Here is a 23,610-nt window from a genome sequence, read left to right as displayed (position 1 = left end):
TGAATCGATTCAACGCAAGGACCAACCATCCCTGCCCGCCCTATTTCGCCGGAGGACACGACGTGAGCACCCTGATGGATGGGATCAAAGGAAACCGATTTGCTGTTTTCGGGCGCGCGGGCATTGACCTGTTTGCAGATCCTGTCGGTGTCAAAAGCGAAGATGCCGGCGCCTTTGGAGCCGACTTGGGGGGATCTTCAGCCAATATCTGCGCCGGGCTGGTAAAACTTGGCAGTCAGGCATCTTTGGTCACGTCGATTTCGGATGACGCGGTAGGGCGGTTCTGCATGAACAGGCTGGCCCATTACGGAGTGGACACATCTTACGTCCGCGTTCTGGGGGGTGAATATCGCACCTCTCTGGCGCTGTATGAAAGCCGGACCGAGGATTTCCAGAACGTCATTTACCGGAACGGAGCGGTCGACTTTCAGGTCACCGAAGAAGACGTCGACCGAGTAGACTACACTTCATTCACAGCCGTACTGTCCGCCGGAACTGTCTTTGCGGCTGAACCCTCGCGCAGCGCCACATTCCGCGCCCTTCAAAACGCCCGCTCGGCCGGATTGCCGGTGATTTTCGACATCGACTACCGTCCTTACAGCTGGCCGTCTGCGGAAGTGGCGGCAGATGTTTTGTCGCGCGCGGGCGCGGCCAGCGATCTGATTGTCGGAAACGATGAAGAATTCGGCTTCATGGCTGGCGGTATAGAAAAGGGCTTTGCCAAAGCGCAAGAACTGGCTGGGAAACCGGGGCGCGTCGTAATCTATAAAATGGGTGAAAAAGGCGCAGTAACACTGGCCAACGGACAAGAAATCGAAACCGGCATCTACCCTGTCGACGCGATCAAGCCTGTGGGCGCTGGCGACAGCTTTATGGCAGGTCTGCTGGCCTCGATCGCGGCAGGGTATCCGCTGAAAGACGCGGTGATGCGCGGGTCGGCCTGTGCGTCCATTGTCGTGTCTAAACCCGGATGCTCTCCAGCCATGCCAACGACGTCTGAGCTGGATGCGTTTTTGGCGTCCCATCCCGGTCCAACGACCTAGGAGGTCTCATGCATATTGCCCCATTCGACAACCAGAACAAACCCATTGTGGATACTGGTGACCCGACAGTGCCGTTGAACTATTTCAACATCGTCAAATTGAAAAAGGGCGAGGCGTTCGAATATCAGGTACCCGGATATGAAACCTGCATTGTTCCGGCAACCGGCAGCGTCGATGTCGACGTGGAAGGCGTCCCCTTCCCCGCTTTGGGAAACCGGGGCGAAGACGTCTGGGATGGCGAACCCGAAGGGGCCTATGTTCCCGTGGGTGCCAAAGCGCAAATGGTCTGCGTATCTGAATCCGCCGAGGTCTTTGTAGCTGGTGCGAAATACGACAAGGTGCTGGATCCATTCGACGTGCGTGAACATGACCTTGTGCAATATGGCAGCGATGACACCAAGACCCATCGCAAGATCAAACATATTCTAGGTCAAAAGCAGCACGACAAAGTGGGCCGGCTGCTGGTGAGTGAGTTGTTCACCGTTGGTCAAGGTGGCTGGTCAGGGTTCCCCAGCCACAAGCACGACACCAACCGCCTACCCGATGAGACGCGGCATGATGAGACCTATAATTTCCGCTTCAAACCCAACTGGGGCTCGGGTCTGCAGATGTTACAGCGCGAAGATAACGCCCCTGGCGATGCTTATCACATCGTCGATGGCTCGACTGTTTGTATAGACACCGGGTATCACCCCTGCTGCGTCTTGCCAGGGTACGAGATGTATTACTTCACCATCCTCGGTGGCCTGACCCAACGGTCTCTGGTGCAGTACTTCCAACCCACCCATGCCTATCAGATCGAAACGATTCCGGGCATCAAAGACATGATCGCCAAGTTCAAATGACCCTTGTTACGCTGAAAGATGTGCTGCAACCAGCCTACGCGCAGGGCTATGCTGTTGGCGGGCTGGTAGCGCTGGGCTGGGAGGACATGCGCGCCTATGTGGCCGCAGCCGAAGCCGAAAATGCGCCCGTCATCCTGCAAGCCGGACCAAGCTGTCGCGAGCATACGCCCTTACCCATTCTGGGAAAAATGTTCCGGCACCTGGCTGAAAACGCCTCGGTCCCTGTCGTGGCGCATCTGGATCACGGCTATACGTATGAGGAGTGCAAGATCGCGCTGGACAGCGGCTTTACCTCGTTGATGTTCGACGGGTCGCGCAAGCCTCTGCAGCAGAATATTGACGAGACCGCCGCCATCGCCGAAATGGCCCATAAGGCAGGAATTTCCTGCGAGGGTGAGATCGGGTTTGTCGGCTATTCCGGCGGGGAAGGATCGAACGGCACAGAACCCGCCGAGGCGGCGCAATTCGCCCGGCAAAGCGGTGTCGATGCGATGGCGATCTCGGTCGGCAATGTACATTTGCAACAAGACAAAGAAGGCGGATTGGACGAGGCCCGCATTGCCGAGATCGACGCATTGACCGAGGTCCCCTTGGTGATCCATGGCGGCTCGGGCGTGCCGGTGGAACAGCGCGCGCGGCTGTCGCGCGACACGTCGATCTGCAAGTTCAACATCGGCACCGAACTGCGGATGGCCTTTGGGAATGCCCTACGCGCAGCAGTCAACAGCGACCCAAACCGATTTGATCGCGTGACTATCCTGAAAGAAACGCAAGACCCGGTCGAGGCCGCCGCCCGCGCCGTGATCCGCGCTTTTGGGGCACCACCGCAGAAGTAAGACACACTCGGTCAACCGGTCGCGGCCCCGACAAGCCTGATGCCGCGAAAGAGCAGGGTCAGATCGAGCCACCCTCGACCATGAAATTCCCCGCGCTGCACATGGCGGCGTCGTCTGAGGCCAGAAAAACCGCCATCCGCGCCACATAGACCGGGTCAATCGGGTCCGGCAAACACTGGCGGTCGACCTGTTTGGCCAGCGCCTCGGGCGTGACCCACAGGTCCTTTTGGCGCTCGGTCATGATCCAGCCGGGAACGACGGTATTGACGCGTATGCGGTGATCGCCCAATTCGCGCGCCATTGTGCGGGTCAGGCCATGCACGGCGGATTTCGCCGTGGCATAGGCCGGGAACCCTGCGCCACATTCCCACCAGGAATTCGAACCCAGATTGATGATCGAGCCGCCGCCCGCCGCAATCATACCGGGCGCAACAGCCTGAATGGCAAAGAACATGTGGCGGATATTCGTCGCCATACGTTCATCCCAATAGTCCGGTGTGACTTCGCGCCAGTCGTGGCGATCATCATGGGCCGCATTGTTGACCAGAACATGCGCCGGGCCCAGTTCCTCGGACAGTTGCTCCAGTGCGTCGCGCAGCGCGTCGATGTCGCGCAGATCGCACTGCGCGAATGCGTGCTCGCCTTCCAGCTCGGCCAGCAGTGCGTGCCCGGCATCAGCGTTGATATCCAGAAACCCGACTTTCGCGCCTTGCTGGGCAAACGCTCGGACGGTCCGCGCTCCGATACCACCGGCGCCGCCGGTAATTACGGCGGTTTTGCCTTTCAAACTGGGGTAATTCGCAAAATCTTGGGTCAACTATCTCGCTCCATGATCCATTCGACCTCGGGGGCCGGGACAAACCGCCATTTGCGCAAGGGGCCTGCCATGACGTTCAGATAGTACATCTCAAACCCATAGGGCGCGCCGCAAGGGTGATGGCCCCGCGGCACGGTCACAACATCGCCATCGGATACGGCCATCGTCTCGTCCAACTGACCGTCATCGGTATAGACGCGCTGAATGCCAAACCCGTTGGCGGGGTTCAGGCGGTGATAATAGGTCTCTTCCAAATAGGTGATCCGGGGATAATCATCCTCGTCATGGCGATGGCTTGGATAGGATGACCAGTTGCCGTCGGGCGTAAAGACCTCGGTCACCAGAAGGCTGTCGGCGTAGTCTTCGCCCTCCATCGCGATGTTGTTGATGTAGCGTGTGTTGGTCCCCTTGCCCCGTTCGGTCAAAGTAATGCCGTCCGGCCCGATACGACGCGCTTGATGTCCGCCTTTGCCAGGGGCCGTGCATACCGCGATGATGCAGTCAGTTTCCGCAACCGCCTGCCAGTCGGTCCCGTTGGGCAAATAGAGGCAATGCGGAGCGGTCTTTTCAAACACATCCATCCGGTCGCCCAGCACGCCCCAGTCCTGTCCGGCTCCGGTGATCTGCGCCTTGCCTTCTACCATGACCAAAATAACCTCGCGGTCGCCAGTCACCTCGGCAGCTGTGTCGCCCGCGCGCAGATGGTACAGGCCAAACCCGACATAGCGCCAACTGGCATCGGCCGGGGTGATATCGTGCACCTTGCCACGCGTACCGAAGGGTTTTTTCAGAAGGTCTGCCATCTCGTGTTCTCCGTGTTGGGCGGGCATGTTCGCCCGCCCGATATTGCCTTATGCTGCCTGTCGGGTTTCCAGCGCTGCAAGCGTCTGTGCCAGCTGTTCTTCTGTCCACCCTTCGGATACCGCGCTGCGCAGGATATCGGCTTGACTGGCGGGGGCGTTCCCGCCAACCGGTGGGTCTGTATCCAGATTGGTTGGAAACGGATACCCCTCGGCAGTGGCCGCGATGGCCGCGTCCAGCTCTGGCCCCGACAGATCGCCACGCTGCTTCAGCGCCACCAGCGCCGGGAACGCCCTCAGCGACATGGCGCGCCGGTCGATGGCCTCCATCGCGCGCCCGAAGGCTGATGAGACCTGAAGCAGGTTTGCCATCCTGTTGATATCCGCGCTGCGGTTCTCGCCCGCCGCATGAAACAGCGCCGGGTTGAAGAAAACGGCATCGCCCTTGTCCAGCGACAGCTGGATGTAGTTTGCTTCGAAATGGTCGCGGTGGGCCGTGTCGTGAAACGCCAGATAGCCCGGCGCATAGAGCTGCGAAAACGGCGACAGCTTGGTCGGTCCGCTTTCGACCGGCATATCGCAATGAGCGACCGCGCCCTGCAAGGTCAGAGTCGCCGTCACCAAATGCGCATGGGCCGGATACCGCGCGGCGCTTTCGGCGCTTTGAAACCCCAGATGATAGTCCCGATGCGCTTGCTGTGCCTTGCCGCCGGGGCGGACCTGATTGACCTGTGCAGTCATCTGATAGTTCGGACCCAGCCAGGCCTCACACGCGGCCGCAATCGAGGTGTTGCCGAAGTAAAGCGCAAAACCTTCGGGATCCTTCATGCATTGCTTTTGCAGCGCATTCCACACCCGGTCATTGGCACCCGAGGCCGCAAAGTGATCGCCTTCGCCTGCCCCATCTTCGCGCTCTTCGTCGATGATCTGTTGAAACACCTCCGTCGCCCGGTCGATCACGGTGGTATCCGCATAAGCGCCTTTCAGCGCGATCACTCCGGCCGAGCTGTTCAACACCTGCCCCCATTCCGCAAGCAGAGCTTGACGCTGTGCGCCTTCCTCTAGCGCAGGCCGCAGGGCATTCATGTCATAAACGGGTACGTTCTTTTCAATGTCCGCCGCATGGGGCACCGCTGACGCCTGTAGGGCCTGAGAGGTCAACACCTTGAATTCATCCAGATCACAGGATTCCCGGTCAAAATATCCGACATATCCAAGTTCTTGGCTTACCATGATTTTCTCCTTTCTCATGGCTTCGGTGTTGCCCATCGGGCGGTGAGTTATGCAGTGATCGTCAGCCCAGCCTCCCCACAGACTTCGACAATGTGCTCGTAACCCTTCTTCGAATATTCGTAAGGTGGCGCTTTGGCTGGATCCTGTTCGGCCTCAACCACGATCCAGCCGCTGTAATCCATCGTCTTCAGCGCGTTTGCGACGGCTTGGAAGTCGATGCAGCCATCTCCCGGCACGGTGAAGGCGCCAGCAATGACGGCATCCAGAAAGCTGCGATTGTTCTCGCGCGTATCCTGAACGACCTGCGGGCGGACATCCTTGAAATGCACGTGATGCACCCGGTCACCCCAGCGGTTCAGAGTGGCCATCACATCGCCGCCCCCAAACAACAGGTGGCCCGTGTCAAAGCACAGCTTAACCTCGGGGCCCGACCCCTCCATTAGCCAGTTCACGTCGTCTTCGCTTTCGATGATCGTGCCCATGTGATGATGGTAGGCCATGGGCATGCCCTGATCGGCCATCCACTTGGCCAATTCGGTGATCTTGGCGGCGTAGGCCAGAACTTCATCCTTCGACAGTTTCGGGCGGCCGTTCACCGGCGTTCCGATCTGGCCCTGAACGGTGTTCGAGCATTCGGCGTAGACGATACAGGGACTGTTCAGCGCCACGAATTGTTCGACCTGTTCGCGCACAGCCTCGCGCTCGGTGGCAAAATCATTCACCAGCGACGCGCCCGAACACCAACCACCGCAAAGCGCAATGTCATTCGCCTCAAGATAGGCGCGCAAACCTTCAGTATCGCCGGGCATCCGCTGGCCGCGCTCAACGCCTGTATAGCCGATCTCACGCGACTCCTTCAGCGCCTGCTCCATGGTGTAGACAGCGGTCAGATCCGGCAGATCATCATTCTGCCACGCGATCGGAGAGATTCCGATTTTCACGCTCATTTGGTATTTCTTTCCTTGATCGCCAGCTCGTAAGCCGCGCGTTTTTCGTTCACCTCGGGGCGGATGCTGACCTCGGGCACGGCGACTTCCCACCACGTGCCACCATATTCGGTCGAGGGGTAGGGATCGGTGTCGATGACAACCACATACGGCCCTTTGATATCGGCGCGCTTGGCAAGCGCGTCCTCGAGCTCGGCAATCGAGCCGACCTTGACCGAGGTCGCCCCCATCGCCGCCGCATGAGCGGCAAAGTCGATATTGGACGGGTTTTCATGCACCGCATGGTCCAACAGGTTGTTAAACTCGGCCCCGCCGGTGCCCATCTGCAGGCGGTTGATGCAACCAAAGCCCCGGTTGTCGGTGATCACCACGGTGAACGAGACGCCCATCATCGCGGCCGAGGCCATCTCGGAATTGGCCATCATATAGGTGCCGTCGCCGGTAAAGCAGATCACGTCGCGCTCGGGCTCGGCCATCTTGATGCCCATGGCGCCCGCGATCTCGTACCCCATGCAGCTGAAGCCGTATTCCATGTGATATGCACCAGGGCGCGGGGCTTTCCACAGTTTGTGCAGTTCACCCGGCATGGTCCCAGCCGCACACATCACCACCGTATCGTTATGCGAAGCGCGCTGGACTGCGCCCACCACCTGCATATCCGTCGGCAGCGCGTTTCCGTCGCCGGGCGCATCCGTCAGCTTATCGACCTTTCCATACCAATCCGCCTTGAGCGTGTCCGAGACCGGATCGGCGCGATAGCCTTGCAGAGCCGCGCCCAACTCCTCCAAACCCACGCGCGCGTCCGATTGCAGCGGCATCGCGCCGTGTTTTTCAGCGTCATAAGCGTTGGTGTTCAGGCACACCATCTCGCGATCCGGGTTCGAGAACAGGCCCCATGACCCAGTTGTGAAATCCTGCAACCGCGTCCCTACTGACAAAACCAGATCAGCTTCGGCGCAGACATCATTGGCCGGTTCACCCCCGGTCACGCCAACGGGGCCCAGGTTCAACGGATGGTCCCAGGCCAACGCGGACTTGCCCGCCTGCGTTTCGGTGACGGGAATGTTGTGCATTTCAGCAAAGCTTTGCAACGCTTCCGTCGCATCCGAATAGTGCACGCCGCCCCCCGCGATGATCACCGGACGTTTGGCCGCCTTGAGCGCTGCCACTGCGCGGGCCAGCTCACCTTCATCCGGGCGGATGCGGCGCTGATACCAGACGCGGGGCTCAAAGAAGCTTTCGGGATAGTCATAAGCTTCGGCCTGCACGTCCTGACAGAAGGACAACGTGACCGGCCCGCAATCGGCGGGGTCCGTCATGGTGCGGAACGCCCGCGGCAGAGCGGTCAGCAGGTGTTCAGGCCGAGTGATCCGGTCGAAATAACGGCTGACCGGGCGGAAGCAGTCATTGGCGCTGACCGTACCGTCGCTGAAATTCTCGGGCTGTTGCAGAACCGGATCAGGCCCGCGTGTCGCAAACACGTCGCCGGGCAACAGCAAGACCGGTAGGCGGTTCACATAGGCCAGCGCGGCCGCCGTCACCATATTTGTGGCTCCCGGCCCAATCGAGGACGTCACCGCCATCGTCTGCGTCCGCCGCTTTTGCTTGGCATAGGCAATCGCGCAATGGGCCATGGTCTGCTCGTTATGGCCGCGATAGGTGGGCAAGCTGTCCTTCACTGCATGCAGCGCCTCGCCCAGCCCAGCCACATTCCCATGGCCAAAGATGGCCCAGACGCCAGCGATAAACGGCTCTCCAGCCTCGTTCAATTGCGCGCCCAGATAGCGCACCAAAGCTTGCGCTGTGGTCAGTCGGACTGTTTTGCCCATTGTGATCCCTTTCAACACAAGGCCAATTTGGCCATTCCAGAATTTTCGTTAAATGTTGGACGCTTGAGCCCAGGGTTGGGGGAACGGCGTTAAACCGTTCCGCCAAGTGAGCCTTCCAGCTGAGCCAGTTCCTGACCACCTGCCATCAGGTCCTGTAATTCTTCTGGCGTGATCTCACCACGTTTTGCAGTGCCCAGAGTCTGACCCCGATTGAGAACGGTAAAGCGGTCCCCCACGGCCAGAGCATGACGCACGTTGTGGCTGATGAAGACAACGCCCACACCTTGACTGCGCACCTTGTCGATGGTCGCCAGAACATTCGAGGTCTGACGCACGCCAAGGGCCGAGGTCGGTTCGTCCAGGATCAGAATCTTCGCGCCGAAATGCACAGCCCGCGCAATTGCCACCGTCTGACGCTCACCCCCAGACAATGTGCCAACGGCCTGATCCGGACCACGCAGGTTGATGCCCATTTTGCGCATCTCTTCCATGGTGATCTCATCGGCCAGCTTCTTATCGAAGAAGTTGATCCCGGCCACTTTGCGCGTCGGCTCGTTGCCCATGAAGAAATTGCGGCTGACGCTCATCAGCGGAATCATGGCCAGATGCTGGTGCACCGTTGCGATCCCAGCGGAGATCGCATCGCGCGGGTCTTCGAAGTGCATAGGCTTGTCTTCGAAGAATATCTCGCCTGCGGTTGGCTTGTGCACACCGGACATGGTCTTGATGAAGGTCGACTTGCCCGCACCGTTGTCGCCCAGAAGGCAGTGACACTCCCCTGGTTTTAGGTCAAAGCTGACTCCAGCCAGCGCAATGACCGAGCCGAAGTGTTTCTGGATGTCGACCATCCGAATGATCGGCTTTTGATCCTGCGCGTCGCCATGATGGAACTTGGTATCTTCGGTCATCTCAGCGTTCTCCTGTGATGATGCGACGGATATAGGTGTTCAGGATCACCGCACCCAGCAGGATCACGCCCAGGAACACCCGGAACAGAGAGCTTTCCACGCCGGCAAAGAACAGTCCCTGTTGAACCACACCAAAGATCAGCGCGCCGAGCGCCGCGCCAAGGACCGAGCCATAGCCGCCGGTCAGCAATGCGCCACCGATAACCACAGCAATGATCGCTTCGAACTCCTTCAGCAGACCACGATCCGCACCGGCTGATCCGAACTCCATCACCTGACAGGTGGCGAAAACCGTGGCGCAGAAGGCCGTGAACATAAACATCAGGATTTTGACTTTGTTGACTGGAACACCCGAGTTCCGGGCTGCCTCGGCATCGCCACCAGCTGCGAAAATCCAGTTGCCGAATTTTGTCTTGGTCAAAAGCACATGGCCAAAGATGATGATTACGATAGCCCAGATGATCAGCATTGGAATGCCGTCCACCACCGGCTGACCCTGACGCGTACCCCGTTCGAAAACCTCGATAATACCGTTGTCACCCAGCCAAACGAACAGGCCCTGCCCGACCTTACCGCCAAAGATAGATGCCAGCCAATCGCCTTCGGCTGCGTCCTTGATCCCGCCGATGATGGTTTTACGTTCAATCGTCTGTGGCAGGTAAATCGTGAATCCGCGCAGAATGAACAAAAACGCCAGCGTAACAATAAAACTGGGCAGGCCTGTTCGGACAACGATGTAGCCGTTTAGCGCTCCGATGGCGACGCATAGGACAAACGTGATTATGATAGCCATCCAGACCGGCCAGCTCATCGTGACCGAGAAAATAGCAATCATCATGCCCGCAAACCCGATCATCGACCCAACGGACAGGTCAAATTCACCGGCGATCATCAGCAGGCAGGCCCCAACAGCGATGATCATGAACTGAGCCGAAACGACCGACCAGTTCATGACCCCCTGAGCGGTGAACATGCCGCTGTCAAAGGCGAACAGCAGGAAAAAGGTGAATACGGCGACAGTGCCGACCATCCCACCCAATTCGGGGCGGATCAGAGCGCGGCGCAGTGGTGAGATCTCTTTGATCCGTTCGTCGCCGCCTGCCGTGGATTGAACTGACTCAGACATCGTGGTCCTCCCTCGCGCGGGGTTCTGAGTTTTGGGGGTACAGCGGGCACGCCCAATTGGTGCCCGCTGTGATTGAGAAGATCAGCGGTATTCGCCCGCGAACTCTTCGATCTTGGTCAGACCGTCTGCGGTTACGAAACCGGGGCCCGAGTTGATGTTGTTGCCCGGCAGAACGCCATAACGGTGGTAGTTGGTCATAACTACAACCGGCAGATAGGCTTGCAGGAAGGGCTGTTGGTCGATGCCCCACTGGATGGTGCCGTCCTTGATACCTTTGACGATTTCACCGCCCAGATCGAATGTGCCGAAGTAGATGTCACCGGCCATGCCGTTTTCCTGTAGCGCCAGAATGGTCGGATCAGCCGAGGTCGGGCCAAGTGTCAGAACAGCGTCGGTGTCCGGGTTAGCCGACAGATAGGCCAGCACCCGGTTCTTGATTTCGGCTGGGTCCTGCCCCGCGTCGATCATCTGCTCGCCCAGTTCGACGCCCAGACCATCGGCGAAGCCCTGACAACGCTCCTGGCTGGATGGCTGTACGATGTAGTGGTTCACGCAGAGGAACGACCCGATGCCGTCAGCCTTGGCGCGCTGACCGGCAGCGAGGCCCGCGTCATATTCTGGCTGGCCAACATACATCAGAGCGCCCACTTCGCGCGCTTTCTCAGGCGTGCCGGTGTTCATGATGATAACGTCGATACCGGAATCCACCGCAGCTCGGATTGGACCTTCCAGGATGTCTGGATCGGCCAGCGTGGTGATGATCCCGTTCGGGCCAGAGGCAGCCGCCTGATCAATGATCCGCGCCATGTCCGCCAGATCGCCGGTCGGAGGGTTACGGTATTCCACCTCGACCCCCATCTGCTCGCCCGCCAAGGCGATGCCGTTTTTGATCGTATTCCACCAGCTGTCGCTGTCAGGGGCGTGGCTGACCAGAATGTACTTCTCGCCCTCCGCAGCCGCGCCGGTCACGGTCGCCAGCGCCATCGCACTGGCCGCCAGAGCGCTTTTTACGAACTTATTCATTTGGTTTCCTCCCATAAGAACAGTTTGTCTTTTTTGCCGGGGTCTCAGCCCCAATCATTCGGACGGACCGAATCTCCTCCACTCCGGAAGCTGACGGAGCTGTTCCCAGTTTCCGTATATCGACTCATTTTGCAACCGGTTTCAAAACATCAGATAGGTTAACTGCCCGGCCAGATCGCAGCGAAAGGGTCGCGGCCTCGGCCATGGCTAGGGCGGCCACTCCGTCTGCAAGAGTGACCGGTATAGGTGATGAGTGTTGCGCTGCCCTCACAAACGCATCCCATTCGGCGCGGTACGCTGGCATATAACGCTCAAGGAAAAAATACGTTGGCTTGGCACCTGTGACGCCTTGAGCCGTGGATTTCACCACAGCGTTTTCCAATATGTTGTTGGCTTGCAGCAATCCGCCGGACCCCAACAACTCGATCCGCTGATCATAACCGTAGACCGCACGCCGTGAATTCTTGATGACGGCGATCTGACCGCTGCTGTAAGTCATTGTTACAACAGCCGTATCCACGTCACCTGCTTGTCCGATTTCGGGATCGACGATCGCGCTGCCAATGGCAGAAATCTGTTCCGGCAACTGACCCATCAAATAGTTCGCCATATCAAAATCGTGTATCATCATGTCGCGGAACAGGCCGCCAGACACTTTGACATAGCTGATCGGAGGAGGCGCCGGATCGAAGCTAGTGATAGATAGCATCTCGGGCTTTCCGATCTCCCCCTGATCAGCCGCAGCTTTAAGGGCCGAAAAGCTAGGATCGAACCGACGATTAAACCCGATCATCACAGGTTGAGCTGTCTCAGCAACCGCCATTTGACAGGCTTGAGCACGCTCCAGATCCAAATCCACTGGCTTTTCGCACAGAACAGCCTTTCCCGCGCTGGTTGCGGCTTGGATCAAATCGGAATGCGTGTCGGTTGGCGTAGCAATGAGGACCGCATCTATCGAAGAATCAGCGATAATTTCTTCAGAACTGGCCGCCTTGGCGCCGTATTGGGCCGCCAGTGTATCCGCCGCCTCGGTCACTGCGTCAGAAATTGCCACCAACTCGGACTGGGGATGCCCGGCGATTGCATCTGCATGCACGCGTCCGATACGTCCTGCTCCCAGTAATCCAATCTTTAGCATGGGGGCCTCCCGAATCCTCTTCTCAGCGCAACAATGTTCATTTTTGCAACCGGTTGCAATGCTTTTTCTCGCGGTCGAGGCATCCGTATTGCAAGTCACAAGCGCTACTCAGACTCGATTGCAGATCGAAGATCGAATGATACCTTCACGATTTCAAACGTTTCGAAGTCAGAAACCTTTCTGAAACCTGGGTGATTCTGGTGGCGCGCCTTCACGCTCCCAAAAAACATGGGCGGTGTAAGTCCGTAATTTTCAGATACTTACGTGTCACTCACCTGAGACGAAGAATTTTTGCAAAATTTATGTCATAATGACCCATTGTTTTGTGGGGTGCTGTCAAAATGTTTGATTATGGAATTACATCGAAATTCAGTTTGGGCGGGTTCAATTTCGGAGAATTCGGCGTATCAACCTGGATCGGTCAAATCGTCGGGAACCCGGTTTTCCTGATCATCACAGTGGTTGGATTGTATTTTCTGGCTCGGCTGGTTTTCGCCAAATAGGCAAAACCATAGCGACAATGTTGCTAACTCCCCTTGGCTAGTCCCAAGGGTTCGGTCTTTTTTTAATCAAAACTCAGCCGTCAGATAAAATGGCGCCCACGGGAGGACTCGAACCCCCAACAGCCCGATTAGAAGTCGGATATTCTATCCAGTTGAATTACGTGGGCGCAAGTTCGCTTTTATTGGACAACGCCAACCCATAAGTCAACGCGGTAATTGCGACCCTGACGCGCGGCCGAGTTTCAAGCCTTTGGGTTAAGGTCCAATCGCATGAACGCGCTATTTGGGTCTGCCTCATATCCGTAAATCGGTCCGCAATATGCGTAGCCCAGAGCTTCATAGAGCTTACGCGCGGCGTCATATTCCCCAAGATGCGCCGCTCCGGTTTCAAGAACCAATGCCGAAACGCCCTCGGCCCGCGCCAAATTTGCCAGGTGGTTCATTATCTCGCGCGCCAGTCCTTTCCCCCGTTCAGATGAAAGAACATGTACGGACTTCACCTCGGCGGTGCCGTCCGGCAATGTTTTCAGCGCGCCACAACCGACAGGCCTGCTTTCGTTGTACACAGCCCAAAACCGCATGTCCGGCCCGGCCAGTCCCTGCGCATCCATAGTATGATTGCTTTCAGCTGGTCCTGCCGTTTCACTATGTGCAAAGTGAGCCTGCACCAGTTGCCGCACACCATCCGAGGTGGGATCAGCCAGGCGAATGTGGACCATTCAGTGCGTCCAGGGCGCGCGCCGGTCGGTAGCGAAGTTCTCGCCATACCCACGTGCACGCAGATTTGGTTTGCGCTTATGCGGCTCGCTGACAATGGCTTCGATACCGTTGTCTTTGGCGTAGTCCAGCGCCTCTTCCTTGGTATCGAATTTCAGGCGCACCTGTGTCTGAGTATCGGACGACGACGTCCAACCCATGAGCGGATCAACCTCGCGCGAAGACGCAGGGGCATATTCCAGAACCCACTTGCGGGTCTTGGCCATTCCCGAAGTCATGGCATTCCTTGCAGGTTGGTAAATCCGTGCGCGCATGTCGCCTCTCCGTACTCGCTTGGCTAGGGGTGTTTATGCGTCAGACGCGCCGCCCGGACAAGCCCGCAATTGTCGCAATTGAAGCGATTGGAAATGCCCCCTTGAACAAGAACAAAAACAGACCAAAATCAGGCCCGAAAGGAATCCCCCCTTATGGCCTATGCACATTCCGACAAGACGCAACTGATCTCTGAAGATGTCCGCGCCCGCCTGAAGCTGGAAGGCGGCAAGGCATTTGTCATGCACACTGATTTTGCGCCCGCAGGGGATCAGCCAACGGCCATCAAGGAACTGGCGGGCGGCGTTCAGGACGGTGAACGTGATCAGGTTTTGCTGGGCGCGACCGGCACGGGCAAGACCTTCACTATGGCCAAGGTAATCGAGGAAACCCAGCGCCCCGCCATCATCCTTGCGCCCAACAAGACGTTGGCCGCGCAGCTATATGGCGAGTTCAAAGGCTTCTTCCCCGAAAACTCGGTCGAGTATTTCGTGTCCTACTACGACTATTACCAGCCCGAGGCCTATGTGCCGCGCAGCGACACCTACATAGAAAAAGAATCTCAGATCAACGAACAGATCGACCGGATGCGCCACTCGGCCACGCGGGCTCTGCTGGAACGCGATGACGTGATCATCGTGGCCTCGGTGTCGTGCATCTACGGTATTGGCTCGGTCGAGACCTACGGGGCGATGACGCAGGATCTGAAGGTGGGCAGCGAATATGATCAGCGGCAGGTGATGGCTGATCTGGTCGCCCAGCAATACCGCCGCAACGATCAGGCGTTTCAGCGCGGGTCGTTCCGTGTGCGGGGTGACAGCCTCGAAATCTGGCCCGCCCACCTTGAGGACCGTGCATGGAAGCTGTCCTTCTTCGGCGAAGAACTGGAACAGATCACCGAATTCGACCCGCTGACCGGCGAGCGCACCGCGACGATGGAGCAGGTGCGAGTCTATGCGAACTCCCACTACGTGACACCGAAACCGACGATGCAGCAGGCAATCATCGGGATCAAAAAGGAACTGCGCATTCGGCTGGATCAACTTGTTGGCGAAGGCAAATTGCTGGAAGCGCAACGTCTGGAACAGCGCACCAATTTCGATCTGGAAATGCTCGAGGCCACTGGCGTCTGCAACGGGATCGAGAACTACTCGCGCTATCTGACGGGCCGCGCGCCGGGCGAGCCGCCCCCGACCCTGTTCGAGTTCATCCCGGACAACGCCATTGTCTTCGCGGACGAATCCCACGTCAGCGTCCCGCAGATCGGCGGCATGTACCGGGGCGACTATCGGCGCAAATTCACGCTGGCCGAACATGGGTTCCGCCTCCCGTCCTGCATGGACAACCGCCCGCTGAAGTTCGAGGAATGGGACGCCATGCGCCCGCAATCCGTCTTCGTCTCGGCCACCCCTGCCAAGTGGGAGATCGAACAGACCGGCGGTGTCTTCACCGAACAGGTGATCCGCCCCACCGGCCTGCTGGACCCCGAGGTCGAAATCCGCCCCGTCAGCATGCAGGTCGATGATTTGCTGGACGAGGTACGCAAAGTCACCGCCAACGGGTTCCGTACGCTGGTCACGACGCTGACCAAACGCATGGCCGAGGACCTGACCGAATACATGCACGAACAGGGCATCAAGGTGCGCTACATGCACTCGGATATCGACACGATCGAGCGGATCGAAATCCTGCGCGACCTGCGCTTAGGGGCCTTCGACGTCCTGATCGGCATCAACCTGCTGCGCGAAGGTTTGGACATCCCCGAATGCGGACTGGTCGCCATTCTGGACGCCGACAAAGAAGGCTTCCTGCGGTCCGAGACCTCTCTGGTACAGACCATCGGCCGCGCCGCGCGGAACGCCGATGGCCGGGTGATCATGTATGCCGACAAGATCACCGGTTCTATGGAACGCGCGCTGAATGAGACCAACCGCCGCCGCGCCAAACAGATCGCCTATAACGAGGAACACGGCATCACGCCCGAGACGGTGAAGAAGAATGTCGAGGACGTTCTGGCCGGGCTTTATGAGGGCGACGTCGACATGAACCGCGTCACCGCCACCATCGACAAACCGATGCACGGCGCGAACCTTGAGGCGCATCTGGACGGCCTGCGCGAACAAATGCGCAAAGCTGCCGAGAATCTGGAATTTGAAGAGGCCGCCAACATCCGGGATGAGATCAAACGTCTGGAAGCGGTCGATCTGGCCGTCGCCGACGACCCCATGGCGCGGCAATGGGCGGTCGAGAAGGCCTCGGAAGACGCAGTGAAAGCGCGCGGACGGTCAACGGCTGGCAGGCCGGGTCAGCGGGGTGGGAATGTGAAGCGGAGGAAACGGTAGACCGTTAAAGACGTAATTCAAAGATGCCGCGCATGGCGAAATTTGATTCTGCCACCTTGCCCAGCTGCGTTCTGTAGCTAGGTTCAGGTTATGCGAGCCGTTTTGTTATTAATGATCCTCAGCACCCCTGCCTACGCGTGGGATGTAACCGTTGATGAAATTTGCACCCTGTCGCACGAGACCGACGCGGCGAAAATATTCCTTACTTACGAGCCGTCCAAGCCGCTTTATACAATCACCGTGACCCAAGCGAATTCTGATTGGACACAGACTCCGTGGTTCGCAATGCGCTTCGAAGGATCGTCCCCGATCGAAATTGCCACATCCCGCCATGTTCTTTCCGACGACGCAAAGTCATTGACGGTTACAAATACGGGTTTCGGAAACGTGCTTGATGGGTTGGAGTACAACCAAATAGCATACGCATTCACACAGGATCACGTGGCCACATTCTCGCTGGACGGCGCTGCTGACCCGGTGCGGATTTTCCGCGAATGTGCTGGGGCTCAACTGTCCTAACCCATCCGGAATATGACCATTCCTGATTTTTGCCTCAGCGCGTTTCCACGGTATTTAGTTTGATTGCATAAGTCTCGAACGCCTATACCCCGCGCGAGTGCTTCTCGCGCGGGCCCGTGCTCACCCCTTATCCCAATGGGCAATCACATCATACCCAACTGGTGAGGGAGGGCCTTCCATAAATTCAGCAAAATGCCCCCAGAGCTCGGCCACTTTCGAGGCGTTCGCGTTCGATGTTTCCTCACTCTCGACCACCGAGATCACATAGCCTGAACCGTCTTCATTCATGACATTGGTAAAGCTGTGCATGCCGGGCATGCCCATAATTTCGGATTTCAGTGCATTCATCTTCTCAGTTGCGGCGTCACGGGTGCCGGGCTTCATTTTAAATTGAGTAATTCGCGCAAACATCATTTTCCTCCCTCATGGGACGAGATTGCGCTGTGCTGGGTTTATGCAACCTCGCCAAGAACATATTAACACGCCGCCAAATAATCTCATATTGAGAGTTTGTTTTTCGAGGTAATTTCAACTTTAAGCCTCAGCAGTTTGCGACGGCTGACACTTCACAGTTGCAGCCCAGCGCTCTCTGCTTCACGTTTGAAATCACAAATTGTGATTCCAAAAGGTTGCCATGACGAACACCTTGCCCAGCACGCATGAGGTCCAAAGCGCCATTCACCGCGTGCGTGGCACCCGCGTGGTGCTGGCCGAGGATCTGGCACAGTTCTATGGAAAATCCGTCAGCGCCTTCAATCAGGCCGTGTCGCGCAACAAGGACCTGTTCGAGGGCTACCGCTTTCAACTGACCGATGCCGAAGTCGCCGATTTGCAATCACAAAATGTGATCTCAAAACCCAAGGGCCGCGGCGGGCGGCGGGTCAATCCTTGGGTCTATACCGACTACGGCGTGGCCATCGCCTCGGCCCTGTTCAAGGACCCGCGTGCGATCAGGATCACGCGGATGATTACCGAGGCCTTTGTCGACGGAGCGAATGCTTTGGCCGAAACCCCGCGCAGCGCGCCGGAAATCCTGCCGCCCGAGGATGCACCCGCCCCGCTGCTGCCCAATGGTGAGCAGTTGCGCGATCTGGCCGAAAACATCCTCGATTCCGGGCAGCAGAGCCTTGTGGATTACATCGCCAACCCAACCACCAAGCGCCAGCAGGCCGTGGCGGCGATCATGAAAACCCTGGCTGAGACCGCAGGTGAAGAGGTCCGCACCCAACAGGAACGCCTGCGCCTGCGCATTGCCGAGCGTCTGGCTACCGGTAACTATGCCGATGATGATGACCGCAAACAGTTGCTGGAATTGCTGCAGGCGATGAAGGGTTAAACCCCCAGCTCTGCCCGCAACTTTTTGGTCAGCTTCGCAACGACCAGATCATAAGAGGTCACGATATGTTCGCGCAGCGACGCGTCACTCATCCCGCGTTCCTCGTGTACCTGCAGCCATTTCATCCCGCGCGAAGCCAGATAGGGCGCTGGGCGGATACCGGGCTCGTCGCTTAGAACCTCAAAGGCGAGATCGGTGGCTTTGAAGGTGAAAGCATCCTGGCCATTGTTCCAGCCGCAGATCGCAAACACCTTGCCGCCCACTTTCCAAACATCCGCATCACCCCATTGCACCACATGGGTGGTCGCTTTGAGAGTGTCGCAGAAACTGTTGAACTCGTCGCGGGTCATGCAGGGATCAGGGGCGCAGGAATTTGGCGTTACCGACCTGTTTCTCCGCTTGCAAAGGCGTCTCTACCGCGCTTTGTCGGCCAGAGTCGCATGCGATTCCATCTGCATCCGGGTCATTGCGCAAATGATAACCAGGCTGCCCTTCGTAATACGGACCGGGCAGGATTTTTTGCGCCGCGTGGCACCCTCCAACAAGCGCCGCAAGGTGAAACACGGCCTCTTCCCGCTCAAAATCCGATGTGCGTATGAACACGCTCAGCGCAATCGCCGCAGTTGTGACCGGAAGCATCAGAATCATCAACATAATCCGAACCGGCGACAGCGCCCTTTTACGGGTCACTTCCGCACGCCGCTGTCGTTCTGGGCAGGTCGGATCGGTGAAGACCGGACGCAGGGAGGATTCTCGGGTCGTCATACGGCCTGAGTATACACGGTTTGTGGCAATTCCGAGCCCCCTGAGTCCGAACACGAGTGATTAAGTTTTGGTGATCGGAACTGTCGCGAACCGAGACATCAAAGGTTAAAGTAATTTGGACCAGAGCAGGCGGGGCACAGAATGACAGAAACGAACCCTTTTCGAGCTGTAGATGATCACGCCCGAAAACTGGCCTACGACCTTATTGCGTCGGCGACCTTCGGGGCGTTGGCGGTAAACCGCCCGGATACAGGGTTGCCATCTGTCTCTCGGATCGCGCTGGCCATGGCACCAGATGGATTGCCCATGACGCTGATCTCTGCGTTAGCCGATCATACGCGCGCCCTGACCGCATATCCAAACTGCGCCATTTTAGTTGGTGAACCCGGCGACACCGGCGATCCGCTGACCCATCCGCGGCTGACCCTGCATGCTCAAGCCGGATTTGTCGTGCCCGGTACACCTGAACACTTTGACCTACGTAACAGCTACCTAAGCCAACGCCCAAAAGCCAAGCTGTATGTCGATTTTTCGGATTTCAGATTTGTCCGCTTTGCAGTCACTGACGCGCTGTTGAATGGCGGTTTTGGCAAGGCATGGCGCCTTGCCCCTGAAGATATTCGAGCCGATCAACGCACAACATGAACCGCACACGCCGCGTGCCGCACAACGTGGTTCGCCGTAGAGCCCAACAGCAAGTCCTGCATACCTGGGCGGTGCGATGCCATAATGATCAAGTCAGGTTTATGCTCACTGGCCCAATCCAGGATAGTACGGCCTGAATGCCCCTCGATCACGATACCCTTTGCATTGGGCAATTTGGCGGCAAGGCTGTCCAACTCGGCCTGAAGCGCTTTACGCGCCTCGGTCAGATACTCGGGTGGCATGTACGAGATGGCATAGTTGGGGATATGTTCAACCACGTGAAGTAGAGTGACCTGAGCATCTGGCGTTGCCAAAACCTCTGCCAGTTTCAAAGGGCCGGAAATATCCCGTTCTGCATCAAAGGAAATCGGGACCAAAATATTGTGATACATGACGCGTACCTCCGTTTCATTCATCGGAAATTTGCACCAATACCAAGGGGTCGGCTTTGATTTAGGTCACTAAGTACCAAATGTTTCGGCAACGTCATACATCACCGGCTCGAAGCTTTTGCACATTTCGTTTATTCTACGATTGCGGTCGCGCATTTCCGGCGTGCGTAGCATGGCCAGGAAATCCTCGCGCCGTTCCCATTGCGAATAGTTGGCAATCCGAGTTTGTGCATCATTGACATGTAAACCTGCGGCGATGAACCCCGGCTGCTTAGAAATGAACTCGGCATAGGCATCGGTCAGCGCTTCAAGCAGGTCATGACATGTGCCCGGCGTCATCTCGAATGTGGTGATTACGGTCTGGACGCTGGCATTTTTCGCGATGTGCGGCATCTGGAATCTCCCTTGTTCTGGTCGAGCCTAACACAAGTTCTAAAAAGGTCCCGGGGTTTCCTGAACGGTGCGCCACAAACCGGTATTTGCGAAAAAGTAAGAATAACTAACGTTCCGTTAACTATGCTGCCCGATGCTTTGCGCATGTTCCGGCTTGGCTGTCTTTTTGCTCTGTTGTTTATGGCGTCCCCCGCGTGGCCAGGCGCCTGGCTGCGCGCCAAGGACTCGGCATTTACTGCCGCGTCGGTCACAGTTTTCACAGATGACTACGGGTACGACTATAAGTCAGCTCTGTATGCGGAATGGGGGTACCGCGAGAACCTGACACTGGGTTTCGACTTTGAAGAAAACCGTGACATTTATGGGCACGCCAACGTTTTCGCCCGCGTTCCGGTTGCCGATCTGAACAATATAGGGCGCTTCGCAGCAGAGCTCGGCGTCGGAGTGCATCATCGACACCGTGACGCATGGGCCCTTTACAAGGCGACACTGTCCTATGGCAAAGGTTTCCAGACCGGCTGGGGCAGCGGGTGGGTCGCAATTGACACAACGCTGGAATACCGAACTCACGATGCGCTTTTCAGAAAGCTGGATATTACGACCGGTCTGTCCGCACCCAGATTGCTCAACCCGCTGTTGCAGATAGAAACATCCTATCGCTCCGGGGACCCGTTGTATTGGCGTGTGCGCCCTTCAGTCATGATCCGCAAGCAGGACAGACCGACAACATGGGTTCTGGGGTTGGAACGAAAAGATGCCCGCAATGATACGGGCATCAAGGTCGCAATATGGGCGGATTTCTGAAACCCGCAGATCAGACCTCCATTCGGATCATGGTAGACACCGTTCCGCGAAGTGACTGCGACCAGCGAAGGTTGATCACGTCATTGCCTGCACCTTGCTCAAGTTGGACATAAGGCGTGTCATGCACGATTTGCCCAAAACTATTCCTCAGCGGCCCCAGGACTGTGACCGCATCACACCCACGTGCTTTTCCCCCAAATGGTAAACGCCCTTGAGCCCAAACTCCCCACACTTGCGAGTTTGAGTTCTGCGAAAACCGCAAACGCAAAGGATTTTCGACCTTGGCCGTAACACCGTGAAACGTGTTGTCCCTGACACTTACGTTCAGATGCCTAAAGTGGTTCAGTCCCGCAAAAGTCGTGTCCACGCGTTCAGCACGATCAATAGTCCCGTTGACCGACCGGAATTTGTTCCCAGCAATGACAACCCCATTCAGAAAGTGGCCAGGACCATGCGGGCGGATCACGATATTGCTGAACCACGGCGCAACCTCGTTGCAGTAAAAGATATTGTCAGTGATGGTCATGGCACTGAACGAAAACCCGGCCGTGTAAGTCGGGTTCGCATCCCTCTCGTTCGTCCATTGCACAAAACAGTTGTCGACGTAGTTCTCGGAAATGGTCGAGCTGTTATATGTGCCAATCATGACAAGCCCTGCGCTGCGCACGCCTTGGGCAATACTGTCCCCTTGGAAGAAATGGTTACCAAGCACCAGGTTGTTCGTCCCCGCCAGAACAGCGAAACTTTGGAACCTGACAGCTCGGTTGTGCCGCAATTTGACGTCATTGGCCGTCGCATTCAAGGCAATGGACCTGCGGTCCGGCACATTGAACGACTCCTCGCTCGACAGGAACTGACAATTATCAATCAGCATTCCCTGACATCCCGTTCCAATCGAGGTGATGCCCCGGTCCTTCGGACGGCTTATGAAACAGTTGGCCACCGCAAAGGTACTCCCGGACGGAGCAAGCCGGATCGCGCTACAGCGACCGTTGCACTGAAACTCAATCTCCTCCATGCCGAACTTGCGCAGAGTGCCAAAGCCGATGAAATCCAAAAGATACTTGAACGAATAAAACGTGAAATTTTGGGTGCCAGCGGCGTCAAAAAATGGGGGCGTTCAACCTAATTTCACCCGCGCCCACGTTTTTGGACCGGACATATATTTCGCGACCAACGCCGTTTCCCTGAACCAACGCACCAACTGGTATATTGGCCACATTGGCGACATTGGTCAGGCGAGTCGGGTCCGAAGGGTTATAGGTGGCGACCGAAGTGAAAGTTTCGGTATCCCAAGCCGAATTGCTTTTCACATCAAACTGGCCGTTTCGGATGACGCGGCGCGTGGAAAAACCACTCTGTCGGTTTGGAACCGCCGCAGCCATATCTATCGGACCGTTGACCGAAATTTTGCGCCCACCCATGTCTAGCGATTCATGATCCGAATTGTTCAGCAACGCCTGAAACGCTTTTTTAAAGGCCAGCTCTTCGTCCCCAAAAGCCGTGATGTAGGCGGGCAGATCAAAGTTTTTCGTCAGTAGCAACATCTTGTCGTCAGGCATTGTGACAGTGCCTTCAAACTCGATTTCAGAAGCGATGGTCGTGTTTTGCGTCAGCGCATATGTCCCTTCTGACACGAAAACACGACGCCCGGCCGCCGCCTGATCAGCAGCCACAAATGCAGCCGTATCATCTGCGACGCCATCACCAATCGCACCGAAGTCACGCACATCCACAAGGCTGATCATATCGCGTAGGAAAACACTTGTGACATCGGTGATCTCGATATCATCAACGCGAACAACGGCACCGTTTGACCCGACCAAGTCCAATCCGAAGTGGCCGTACAGCGCTGCGACGCCCCACGGCATATCAACACCGTTGCGCTGACCCGTGCCAACAATCGCGGTGATTTCCTGAACCCTGCCATATCCCGAAAGCTGGGTTGCGGGGCCTTGTTCGATCACTCCTGTCACATGCGAGTCACCTGCACCCCCTGCCCATGCGGCGATCCGAACTTCGGGCAAGGGACCGCTGATCGCTTTCACCCTCACTTTGATCTGAAGATAACACCCCGGCTGCAAAGGTGTCTGACCCATGTACCGCAGCTTTTGCGTGGCGCTGACCTTCAGGATTTCGAGACAGCCGCCAAAATCCGCATCCGCAGGAACGAACGCGCCAGTGCCCGATCCGTCATAAGTGGGCGACCCCGGTGTGCCGTCTCCGCTGGACCAGACGTTCAAACCGTTTGCGAAAGCAGGCGGCATGAACACGATGCCGTCGGTGATTGCCTTGTTCATAGAAATCCCTTTCCCAATCGCGCCACAGCCAAAAGCT

Annotated in this window: 25 protein-coding genes, 1 tRNA gene and 1 pseudogene; 9 read left to right on the top strand and 18 right to left on the bottom strand. The window is 57.3% G+C overall.

Going from position 1 to position 23,610, the window contains the following annotated elements; all coding sequences use genetic code 11:
- The first annotated feature begins 74 nt into the window (after positions 1 to 74).
- From iolC to AC2FF7_RS01925, 3 genes are read left to right on the top strand one after another with little or no spacing between them, the layout of a single operon-like run.
- The gene (iolC, locus tag AC2FF7_RS01935) at positions 75 to 1,043 is read left to right on the top strand and encodes a 5-dehydro-2-deoxygluconokinase (protein WP_496905159.1); all 969 of its coding nucleotides are present in this window, start codon (positions 75 to 77) and stop codon (positions 1,041 to 1,043) included.
- Positions 1,044 to 1,051: 8 nt separating this feature from the next.
- A complete protein-coding gene (locus tag AC2FF7_RS01930; protein ID WP_496905112.1) occupies positions 1,052 to 1,888 on the top strand; it encodes a 5-deoxy-glucuronate isomerase in 837 nt (278 codons plus the stop codon).
- The gene (locus tag AC2FF7_RS01925) at positions 1,885 to 2,724 is read left to right on the top strand and encodes a class II fructose-bisphosphate aldolase (protein ID WP_480866969.1); all 840 of its coding nucleotides are present in this window, start codon (positions 1,885 to 1,887) and stop codon (positions 2,722 to 2,724) included. Before AC2FF7_RS01930 ends, AC2FF7_RS01925 begins: the two co-directional genes overlap by 4 nt.
- A 58-nt stretch (positions 2,725 to 2,782) precedes the next feature.
- On the opposite strand, the gene AC2FF7_RS01920 is transcribed toward AC2FF7_RS01925, so the two are convergent.
- From AC2FF7_RS01920 to iolG, 9 genes are all read right to left on the bottom strand, one after another.
- Positions 2,783 to 3,541 carry an SDR family NAD(P)-dependent oxidoreductase gene (locus AC2FF7_RS01920; RefSeq protein WP_480866967.1) on the bottom strand — a complete coding sequence of 253 codons (759 nt, stop codon included), beginning with the start codon at positions 3,539 to 3,541 and terminating at the stop codon, positions 2,783 to 2,785.
- Entirely contained in the window at positions 3,538 to 4,344 is an 807-nt protein-coding gene (gene iolB, locus AC2FF7_RS01915; protein ID WP_496905111.1) for a 5-deoxy-glucuronate isomerase, read from the bottom strand. The genes AC2FF7_RS01920 and iolB overlap by 4 nt, the downstream gene beginning before the upstream one ends.
- A gap of 48 nt (positions 4,345 to 4,392) precedes the next feature.
- Positions 4,393 to 5,574 (bottom strand): phytanoyl-CoA dioxygenase family protein, encoded by a 1,182-nt coding sequence (locus AC2FF7_RS01910; protein ID WP_496905110.1) that lies wholly within the window; start codon positions 5,572 to 5,574, stop codon positions 4,393 to 4,395.
- 47 nt (positions 5,575 to 5,621) lie between these two features.
- Positions 5,622 to 6,521: a myo-inosose-2 dehydratase gene (gene iolE / locus AC2FF7_RS01905; protein ID WP_496905109.1), complete on the bottom strand. Its 900-nt coding sequence runs from the start codon at positions 6,519 to 6,521 to the stop codon at positions 5,622 to 5,624.
- Positions 6,518 to 8,350, bottom strand: a complete 1,833-nt coding sequence (gene iolD / locus AC2FF7_RS01900; protein ID WP_480866960.1) for a 3D-(3,5/4)-trihydroxycyclohexane-1,2-dione acylhydrolase (decyclizing) — start codon at positions 8,348 to 8,350, stop codon at positions 6,518 to 6,520. Before iolD ends, iolE begins: the two co-directional genes overlap by 4 nt.
- An 89-nt stretch (positions 8,351 to 8,439) precedes the next feature.
- A complete protein-coding gene (locus tag AC2FF7_RS01895) occupies positions 8,440 to 9,258 on the bottom strand; it encodes an ATP-binding cassette domain-containing protein (protein WP_170353423.1) in 819 nt (272 codons plus the stop codon).
- A gap of 1 nt (position 9,259) precedes the next feature.
- A complete protein-coding gene (locus AC2FF7_RS01890; protein WP_170353424.1) occupies positions 9,260 to 10,384 on the bottom strand; it encodes an ABC transporter permease in 1,125 nt (374 codons plus the stop codon).
- Positions 10,385 to 10,465: 81 nt separating this feature from the next.
- On the bottom strand, positions 10,466 to 11,368 hold the full coding sequence (locus tag AC2FF7_RS01885; protein WP_234899385.1) for a sugar ABC transporter substrate-binding protein: 903 nt from the start codon (positions 11,366 to 11,368) through the stop codon (positions 10,466 to 10,468).
- A gap of 163 nt (positions 11,369 to 11,531) precedes the next feature.
- A complete protein-coding gene (gene iolG, locus AC2FF7_RS01880; protein WP_480866959.1) occupies positions 11,532 to 12,545 on the bottom strand; it encodes an inositol 2-dehydrogenase in 1,014 nt (337 codons plus the stop codon).
- 341 nt (positions 12,546 to 12,886) lie between these two features.
- Between iolG and AC2FF7_RS01875 the strand changes: the two genes are divergently transcribed.
- The gene (locus tag AC2FF7_RS01875; protein ID WP_170353427.1) at positions 12,887 to 13,048 is read left to right on the top strand and encodes a hypothetical protein; all 162 of its coding nucleotides are present in this window, start codon (positions 12,887 to 12,889) and stop codon (positions 13,046 to 13,048) included.
- A gap of 90 nt (positions 13,049 to 13,138) precedes the next feature.
- Here AC2FF7_RS01875 and AC2FF7_RS01870 read toward each other — a convergent pair.
- The 3 genes from AC2FF7_RS01870 to AC2FF7_RS01860 form a co-directional block, all read right to left on the bottom strand.
- Positions 13,139 to 13,215 (bottom strand) — tRNA-Arg (locus AC2FF7_RS01870).
- Positions 13,216 to 13,290: 75 nt separating this feature from the next.
- Positions 13,291 to 13,767 (bottom strand): GNAT family N-acetyltransferase, encoded by a 477-nt coding sequence (locus AC2FF7_RS01865; protein ID WP_480866957.1) that lies wholly within the window; start codon positions 13,765 to 13,767, stop codon positions 13,291 to 13,293.
- Positions 13,768 to 14,079 (bottom strand): ETC complex I subunit, encoded by a 312-nt coding sequence (locus AC2FF7_RS01860; protein WP_170353429.1) that lies wholly within the window; start codon positions 14,077 to 14,079, stop codon positions 13,768 to 13,770.
- Between the two features lie 153 nt (positions 14,080 to 14,232).
- Here AC2FF7_RS01860 and uvrB point away from each other — a divergent pair, with 153 nt between their 5' ends.
- Complete coding sequence (gene uvrB, locus AC2FF7_RS01855; RefSeq protein WP_480866955.1) at positions 14,233 to 16,419, top strand: excinuclease ABC subunit UvrB; 2,187 nt, start codon at positions 14,233 to 14,235, stop codon at positions 16,417 to 16,419.
- A 90-nt stretch (positions 16,420 to 16,509) separates the two neighbouring features.
- Positions 16,510 to 16,938 (top strand): hypothetical protein, encoded by a 429-nt coding sequence (locus AC2FF7_RS01850; protein WP_209195255.1) that lies wholly within the window; start codon positions 16,510 to 16,512, stop codon positions 16,936 to 16,938.
- A 120-nt stretch (positions 16,939 to 17,058) separates the two neighbouring features.
- Here the strand turns inward: AC2FF7_RS01850 and AC2FF7_RS01845 are convergent, their stop codons facing one another.
- Positions 17,059 to 17,352: an antibiotic biosynthesis monooxygenase family protein gene (locus AC2FF7_RS01845; RefSeq protein ID WP_234899364.1), complete on the bottom strand. Its 294-nt coding sequence runs from the start codon at positions 17,350 to 17,352 to the stop codon at positions 17,059 to 17,061.
- 220 nt (positions 17,353 to 17,572) lie between these two features.
- Between AC2FF7_RS01845 and AC2FF7_RS01840 the strand changes: the two genes are divergently transcribed.
- Entirely contained in the window at positions 17,573 to 18,274 is a 702-nt protein-coding gene (locus AC2FF7_RS01840) for an ORF6N domain-containing protein (protein WP_480866953.1), read from the top strand.
- Here the strand turns inward: AC2FF7_RS01840 and AC2FF7_RS01835 are convergent.
- Together AC2FF7_RS01835 and AC2FF7_RS01830 are read right to left on the bottom strand one after the other, a co-directional pair.
- Positions 18,271 to 18,624, bottom strand: coding sequence for an MmcQ/YjbR family DNA-binding protein (locus AC2FF7_RS01835; protein ID WP_209195257.1), 354 nt, complete (start codon positions 18,622 to 18,624; stop codon positions 18,271 to 18,273). The two genes, AC2FF7_RS01840 and AC2FF7_RS01835, sit on opposite strands and share 4 nt — an antisense overlap.
- Positions 18,625 to 18,631: 7 nt before the next feature.
- The gene (locus AC2FF7_RS01830; protein ID WP_353391296.1) at positions 18,632 to 18,922 is read right to left on the bottom strand and encodes an excalibur calcium-binding domain-containing protein; all 291 of its coding nucleotides are present in this window, start codon (positions 18,920 to 18,922) and stop codon (positions 18,632 to 18,634) included.
- A gap of 258 nt (positions 18,923 to 19,180) precedes the next feature.
- Between AC2FF7_RS01830 and AC2FF7_RS01825 the strand changes: the two genes are divergently transcribed.
- A complete protein-coding gene (locus AC2FF7_RS01825) occupies positions 19,181 to 19,684 on the top strand; it encodes a HugZ family pyridoxamine 5'-phosphate oxidase (protein ID WP_170751675.1) in 504 nt (167 codons plus the stop codon).
- Here the strand turns inward: AC2FF7_RS01825 and AC2FF7_RS01820 are convergent.
- Both AC2FF7_RS01820 and AC2FF7_RS01815 read right to left on the bottom strand, forming a co-directional pair.
- Positions 19,669 to 20,076: a universal stress protein gene (locus AC2FF7_RS01820; protein WP_170751677.1), complete on the bottom strand. Its 408-nt coding sequence runs from the start codon at positions 20,074 to 20,076 to the stop codon at positions 19,669 to 19,671. The two genes, AC2FF7_RS01825 and AC2FF7_RS01820, sit on opposite strands and share 16 nt — an antisense overlap.
- Positions 20,077 to 20,145: 69 nt before the next feature.
- Positions 20,146 to 20,469, bottom strand: a complete 324-nt coding sequence (locus AC2FF7_RS01815) for an antibiotic biosynthesis monooxygenase family protein (protein ID WP_170353438.1) — start codon at positions 20,467 to 20,469, stop codon at positions 20,146 to 20,148.
- A 123-nt stretch (positions 20,470 to 20,592) separates the two neighbouring features.
- On the opposite strand from AC2FF7_RS01815, the gene AC2FF7_RS01810 reads away from it, so the two are divergent.
- Entirely contained in the window at positions 20,593 to 21,273 is a 681-nt protein-coding gene (locus AC2FF7_RS01810) for a hypothetical protein (RefSeq protein ID WP_480866949.1), read from the top strand.
- Positions 21,274 to 21,283: 10 nt separating this feature from the next.
- Here AC2FF7_RS01810 and AC2FF7_RS01805 read toward each other — a convergent pair.
- A pseudogene (locus AC2FF7_RS01805) lies at positions 21,284 to 23,573 on the bottom strand (glycosyl hydrolase family 28-related protein).
- Positions 23,574 to 23,610 lie beyond the last annotated feature (37 nt).

The organism is Ruegeria sp. YTSC325, from assembly GCF_059609525.1.
The sequence above is the reverse complement of the archived record's forward strand: the minus strand, read 5'-3'. Positions and strand labels throughout refer to the sequence as shown.

Coding starts and splice junctions, on each gene's coding strand:
- iolC (WP_496905159.1), top strand. CDS start 75: ATGGATGGGATCAAAGGAAACCGATTTGCTGTTTTCGGGCGCGCGGGC.
- AC2FF7_RS01930 (WP_496905112.1), top strand. CDS start 1,052: ATGCATATTGCCCCATTCGACAACCAGAACAAACCCATTGTGGATACT.
- AC2FF7_RS01925 (WP_480866969.1), top strand. CDS start 1,885: ATGACCCTTGTTACGCTGAAAGATGTGCTGCAACCAGCCTACGCGCAG.
- iolB (WP_496905111.1), bottom strand. CDS start 4,344: ATGGCAGACCTTCTGAAAAAACCCTTCGGTACGCGTGGCAAGGTGCAC.
- AC2FF7_RS01910 (WP_496905110.1), bottom strand. CDS start 5,574: ATGGTAAGCCAAGAACTTGGATATGTCGGATATTTTGACCGGGAATCC.
- iolE (WP_496905109.1), bottom strand. CDS start 6,521: ATGAGCGTGAAAATCGGAATCTCTCCGATCGCGTGGCAGAATGATGAT.
- iolD (WP_480866960.1), bottom strand. CDS start 8,350: ATGGGCAAAACAGTCCGACTGACCACAGCGCAAGCTTTGGTGCGCTAT.
- AC2FF7_RS01895 (WP_170353423.1), bottom strand. CDS start 9,258: ATGACCGAAGATACCAAGTTCCATCATGGCGACGCGCAGGATCAAAAG.
- AC2FF7_RS01890 (WP_170353424.1), bottom strand. CDS start 10,384: ATGTCTGAGTCAGTTCAATCCACGGCAGGCGGCGACGAACGGATCAAA.
- AC2FF7_RS01885 (WP_234899385.1), bottom strand. CDS start 11,368: ATGGCGCTGGCGACCGTGACCGGCGCGGCTGCGGAGGGCGAGAAGTAC.
- iolG (WP_480866959.1), bottom strand. CDS start 12,545: ATGCTAAAGATTGGATTACTGGGAGCAGGACGTATCGGACGCGTGCAT.
- AC2FF7_RS01875 (WP_170353427.1), top strand. CDS start 12,887: ATGTTTGATTATGGAATTACATCGAAATTCAGTTTGGGCGGGTTCAAT.
- AC2FF7_RS01865 (WP_480866957.1), bottom strand. CDS start 13,767: ATGGTCCACATTCGCCTGGCTGATCCCACCTCGGATGGTGTGCGGCAA.
- AC2FF7_RS01860 (WP_170353429.1), bottom strand. CDS start 14,079: ATGCGCGCACGGATTTACCAACCTGCAAGGAATGCCATGACTTCGGGA.
- uvrB (WP_480866955.1), top strand. CDS start 14,233: ATGGCCTATGCACATTCCGACAAGACGCAACTGATCTCTGAAGATGTC.
- AC2FF7_RS01850 (WP_209195255.1), top strand. CDS start 16,510: ATGCGAGCCGTTTTGTTATTAATGATCCTCAGCACCCCTGCCTACGCG.
- AC2FF7_RS01845 (WP_234899364.1), bottom strand. CDS start 17,352: ATGATGTTTGCGCGAATTACTCAATTTAAAATGAAGCCCGGCACCCGT.
- AC2FF7_RS01840 (WP_480866953.1), top strand. CDS start 17,573: ATGACGAACACCTTGCCCAGCACGCATGAGGTCCAAAGCGCCATTCAC.
- AC2FF7_RS01835 (WP_209195257.1), bottom strand. CDS start 18,624: ATGACCCGCGACGAGTTCAACAGTTTCTGCGACACTCTCAAAGCGACC.
- AC2FF7_RS01830 (WP_353391296.1), bottom strand. CDS start 18,922: ATGATTCTGATGCTTCCGGTCACAACTGCGGCGATTGCGCTGAGCGTG.
- AC2FF7_RS01825 (WP_170751675.1), top strand. CDS start 19,181: ATGACAGAAACGAACCCTTTTCGAGCTGTAGATGATCACGCCCGAAAA.
- AC2FF7_RS01820 (WP_170751677.1), bottom strand. CDS start 20,076: ATGTATCACAATATTTTGGTCCCGATTTCCTTTGATGCAGAACGGGAT.
- AC2FF7_RS01815 (WP_170353438.1), bottom strand. CDS start 20,469: ATGCCGCACATCGCGAAAAATGCCAGCGTCCAGACCGTAATCACCACA.
- AC2FF7_RS01810 (WP_480866949.1), top strand. CDS start 20,593: ATGCTGCCCGATGCTTTGCGCATGTTCCGGCTTGGCTGTCTTTTTGCT.